This window comes from Flavobacterium sp., from assembly GCF_044368625.1.
Lineage (GTDB): Bacteria > Bacteroidota > Bacteroidia > Flavobacteriales > Flavobacteriaceae > Flavobacterium.
In genome coordinates this window covers 1-4,168 of the sequence record NZ_JBIPPD010000358.1, presented here as the reverse complement: position 1 = coordinate 4,168, position 4,168 = coordinate 1, and the positions used below count along the sequence as shown (strand labels likewise).

General features: G+C 61.3%; 5 protein-coding genes. All 5 read right to left on the bottom strand.

Translation table 11 applies throughout. The features are described from left to right. The coding region (locus ACIQ2X_RS16535) for a type I restriction endonuclease (RefSeq protein ID WP_396180101.1) at positions 1-479 on the bottom strand (479 nt) is incomplete at its 3' end. After that, complete coding sequence (locus ACIQ2X_RS16530; RefSeq protein ID WP_396180100.1) at positions 455-1,186, bottom strand: HNH endonuclease; 732 nt, start codon at positions 1,184-1,186, stop codon at positions 455-457. The genes ACIQ2X_RS16535 and ACIQ2X_RS16530, both read right to left, overlap by 25 nt. 1 nt (position 1,187) lies before the next feature. Further along, on the bottom strand, positions 1,188-2,708 hold the full coding sequence (locus ACIQ2X_RS16525; RefSeq protein WP_396180099.1) for an AAA family ATPase: 1,521 nt from the start codon (positions 2,706-2,708) through the stop codon (positions 1,188-1,190). Beyond that, complete coding sequence (locus ACIQ2X_RS16520; RefSeq protein WP_396180098.1) at positions 2,698-3,957, bottom strand: restriction endonuclease subunit S; 1,260 nt, start codon at positions 3,955-3,957, stop codon at positions 2,698-2,700. The genes ACIQ2X_RS16525 and ACIQ2X_RS16520 overlap by 11 nt, the downstream gene beginning before the upstream one ends. Beyond that, on the bottom strand, positions 3,954-4,168 hold a 215-nt coding region (locus tag ACIQ2X_RS16515), incomplete at its 5' end, for a Fic family protein (RefSeq protein ID WP_396180097.1). The genes ACIQ2X_RS16515 and ACIQ2X_RS16520, both read right to left, overlap by 4 nt.

Genomic DNA, 4,168 nt, shown 5'->3' with positions numbered 1-4,168 from the left:
TCGGCCGTGGCCACCGGCAGGCCATTGACGCTGAGCACCAGGTCCAGCTCGTTGGTGTTCTGTTGGCTGTAGCGCAACTGGCGCGTCACGCCCAGCCGGTTGGCCGCGTACTGCACCGCCAGCTCGGGGTTCATGCCGTGGGCTGGCTTGAAGAACGCCAGCCGCAGCGTGCGGCCCTGGCATTTGAAGCCGTTGCGCAGCACCGCCAGCGTGCCGTGCGTGTCCAGCCAGTGCACAAGGTCTTTAAGGACCTGCGCTTCGGCCTGGGCGCCGTTCAGCGCTTCCAGACGCGTCCATTCCTTGGGCTGGGTGGCGCGGATGAAGGCGAGGGCTTCCTGGGGGAAGCAGTGGCGGGTGAGGTCGTAGGTGGACTTGTCGAGGGATTGCCAGCCGGCGGTGAGCAGGGCGGATTCGATGGAGGACTCGAAGGCGGCTTCGTCGTGGCGCTTGCTATTCACAACTTGCTCCCATTCAGCCAACCGTCGGTGTTGGGATGCATCACCGTAGGCAGTGTCGCTGCGTCAAAGCAGGTCTTCTCTGTTCCACGAAATGCGGGAGCGTCAATGAGTCTCTGTCGTATCACCGGGATGGAAATGAAGGCGGCCATCCATATGCTGAAGAACCCTCCTGTCGAAGCAAGGTCGATGATGGCGTCGGTGTTGTCTGCCGTCGGATTGGCCGTGTATTTCGCGACCCACCGCTGAGCCAACAACCAAGCCTGCATTCGCTGGCTTCTCCGATCCAACGCAACCAGATTTCCTTTCTCATCCACGACACGCCGAACCTTGCGGTTCAGCTTCATCAGATCCCGAGTCTTTTCAGCCAGTGCGCGGGTTTGTGCGAGCAGCGTTGAATTGATCTCAATCACCCCATCCACCTGGTAGATGAATGCCGCCATCGTGTTGTCACGGTCTGGAATCAGCCAGTCGCCAAGTCCTGGGTTGTGCTTTGACTTGGTGGCATTGCAGTTCTTGCATGCCAGCAGAAAGTTGGACCACTGCGTCTCTAGCGCTGCGTTGGCGGCGACGCTTTTTGGTTGAAGGTGCTCTACCTCACCGTTGTCCACCGGCCGTTCGCAATATGAGCAGTACTTGCCGATGCGTGCCGCCAAACCGCCGGCAGCCTTGCCATACGCCTCCCCGTTTGTGTATCGATAGGGCAGAGATCCCTTGCTCACGGGCCGCATCTCAACGCCCCAACTTGTCGGCCCGCTCTGCTTCCAGGACGGCCTGGAATGCCGGGTTGTCTGCATACGGTGCCAGGCGTGCCGCCAAACTCTGCTTGTAGTGTTCCAGCCGCTCCTGCGGTGATTGAGCGGCCTCTTCCAGTTCTGCGAGATAGCCTCGAGCCACCTTGAGCATTTCCAGATAACGCGGGCTTGCATCTGCCGGAACTCCCATGATGCCGCTGGCGATGGCCTCTATCCCCAAGTGCTCCAGGTCGTCGGTGACCAAATCTTCGGCCTCTTCATCAGAGTCGTGGGAGTCGTCGGAGGTGATGACTCGATCCCCTGAGCCGTCGGGCGCCCTCTGCTCAATGTCTGCCAACACAATCAGCTCTTCGCTGGATTCGAGAGACTGGATCAGGAACGGCGAATGCGTGGTGCAGATGAACTGCAGCATCGGGAATGTGCGTCGCAAGTCGCCGATCACCCTGCGCTGCCACTTTGGATGCAGGTGCAAATCCAGTTCGTCGATCAGCACCACGCCAGGCGTCAACTCCAGCGCCCGCTCAGCCAATTGTGGGTTCAGCATGGCGGCCTTGATGGCCAGGTCGGCGGCGATGGCCACCACGTTTCGATAGCCGTCGCTGAGTTCGTTGAAGGTGTGTAGTTCGCCGTCTTGGTAGCGCAGTACAAGGGTGCGCAACACCTTGCTATACCGCGCCGAGTCAATCTCCGGCAACAGGGACTCAATGGCTTGGTAAACCAGACGAAGTGCCGGCGAGTAGTCGTCCTCATCCAATTCGTTGAGCCGCTCTTCTCGCATCCAGCGAATCAGGTCATCTGGGTTGCAGCGTTTGTCAACGCTCATTCGGTAGCCATAAAAAGGCTCTGATAGCCGTTGCGACTCGCGCAGAAGCTTGTCCAGCTCGTCGGCATCGTCGGCCAACTCGGCAGGCTGCTTGCCCTTGTGCTTGCTCAGCGCCTTGCCCGAGGTGTCGCGGACCGATTCCCAAAGCCTGCCCGCGCCGAAGTAGCGGATCAGCGGCAACACGCGCGGCTCTTGCTTCAACACGGCTCTGGCCATGGCCTCGGCGTATTCCTTCAGCTTGGCGGCGCCGACACGTGTGGTTCTGCCACCGGCGCCTTCTACCGAGCGCTCCCACTTCATAGGCACCTCGCGGGGGTTCGGCTTGTCAGCGCTGCTGGGCGCCAAGTAGCCGACCTCATCCTCGGGCGCGGCCCGCCCGACCTGCGCGATGTGCAGTTGTCCTGTGGCCGTGACCCGCACCGGGTACTGCGGCAGCTCGCGGTAGCGTTTCTCTACGAACTCCAGCACATGGCGTACGTCGCGGCCCCCTATGCTTCGTGAGTCGTGACCACGAAAGCCCAGCAGCCATGAGCCGATGGCCACGGCGGCCGCCTCCAGAAATGAAGTCTTGCCGCTGCCGTTCTCGCCAATCACCAAATTGAACTTCGGGTGTAGCGTGAATTCGCGGTCGACATAGCCGCGAAAGTTTTGAAGGCGCAGGGTTTCAAGTCGCACAGGCGGTCTCCTCGGGGAACTGGATGGCAGCGGCGATCAAGGCCGTTCTGCGCTCCCTCAGCAAATCGAGCGTGGTGGCAGTTTGATCAGCCAGGCGCACCAGCGGCCCAGTCTGCCGGCCAATGAAGTCAACGATGGCTAGCTGCTCGCTGAGTGGCGGCACGGGCAGCACGAAATCCCGGAAGTCGTTGAAGCGAATCCTTGGCGCGCGCTCACGAACGGCGGAACAGAAGGCTTGGACGTAGCGCCGCAAAGCCATCTCGCGCAGCAGGGCGGCGAAATAGGGGGCGTCCGTATCGTTGGTCAAAGGATCGCAGATCACGTACTCGGGCGTGCACTTGCCGTCCGAGTCCGACACGCCGATGGCGCCAGCGAAGGCGTCCATGGAGTGCAGCACCAACTGCCCTTTGCGGATGCCCTGGTAGCCATGCTCGATCACGCCGTTGGTGAATCCATCTTCGCGGCGATTGCTGCGCAGCGTGACCGTGCCATCGCGGAAACAGGTCACCATCTGATCATCCGGCCTGATGGGTAGACATGACTCGCCAAACAGCCAACGCGCGCGTTCGGTGTGCCAATGCGCTGGTATCTCAGCCAGCCATTCGATGCCCGAATCACGCAGTGGCGCATTTGGATTCAGCCCCCGCGTGACGGCGTTGGCGATGAGGGCGCGGCGCTTTTCGGCCATCAGCGTCAACAGGTTCTGCTTTTCTGCGATCAGCGATTCAACGCGCTGAACTGAAGCTTGCGCCCGCTCGACACAGATGACTTGCTCCGACAGGGGCGGGACCGGGATCTCAAAGGCGCCGACCTGTTCAAAGTTCAAGCCCTCCCGAGAAGATCCGTTCTCGCCGAATCGAATCTCGTTCTGGATAGTCGGTGACTGAAGAACCAGGTTCAGAAATGCGGGCAGGAGACGTTGGGCTTTGGGTCGGATGATGCACACGTGCTGGTTGACATTCGCCGCTTCAAACTCGGCCGGAACCACAGTGCAGCGCCCGATGGATGCGCCGGTGATGTTCAGCAGAACGTCATTGGGTAGCACCCGCGTGGACGCCATGTCCTCGTCCATGGTCTCGTCGATGTGCACGACGTCGTCAAGGCGCAGACCATCGAAATGGACGTTCTGGCTGCGCAAGAGCATCACACCCGACGATGTGTAAACCTCTGCGCCGCCCTTTGGTGTTTTGCCACTCCCGATCTTGCTCACCAGGTACTTCAGCGGAACCTTTGGCCACGGCACGCTCATCCCTCGCCCCCCACCGCCCGATACGCCTGCCCCGGATCATTCGGCTCCTCCGGCCGCGTCATCACCAGCCGACCGTCGCGCATCAGCGGGCGCAGGTAGTTGTTGCGAACGTAGCGGGGGTGCCGGCGCAGCAGGGTGGCCAGTTCTTCGGCCTGCCAGTCGCGCAGGCGGCACAGCTCCACCACAGCGTCGCACACCTCCCCGGGTGGAT

What these genes read in the sequence shown, in the direction of transcription:
- ACIQ2X_RS16530 (WP_396180100.1), bottom strand. Translation starts at nt 1,186, where the DNA reads ATGCGGCCCGTGAGCAAGGGATCTCTGCCCTATCGATACACAAACGGG.
- ACIQ2X_RS16520 (WP_396180098.1), bottom strand. Translation starts at nt 3,957, where the DNA reads ATGAGCGTGCCGTGGCCAAAGGTTCCGCTGAAGTACCTGGTGAGCAAG.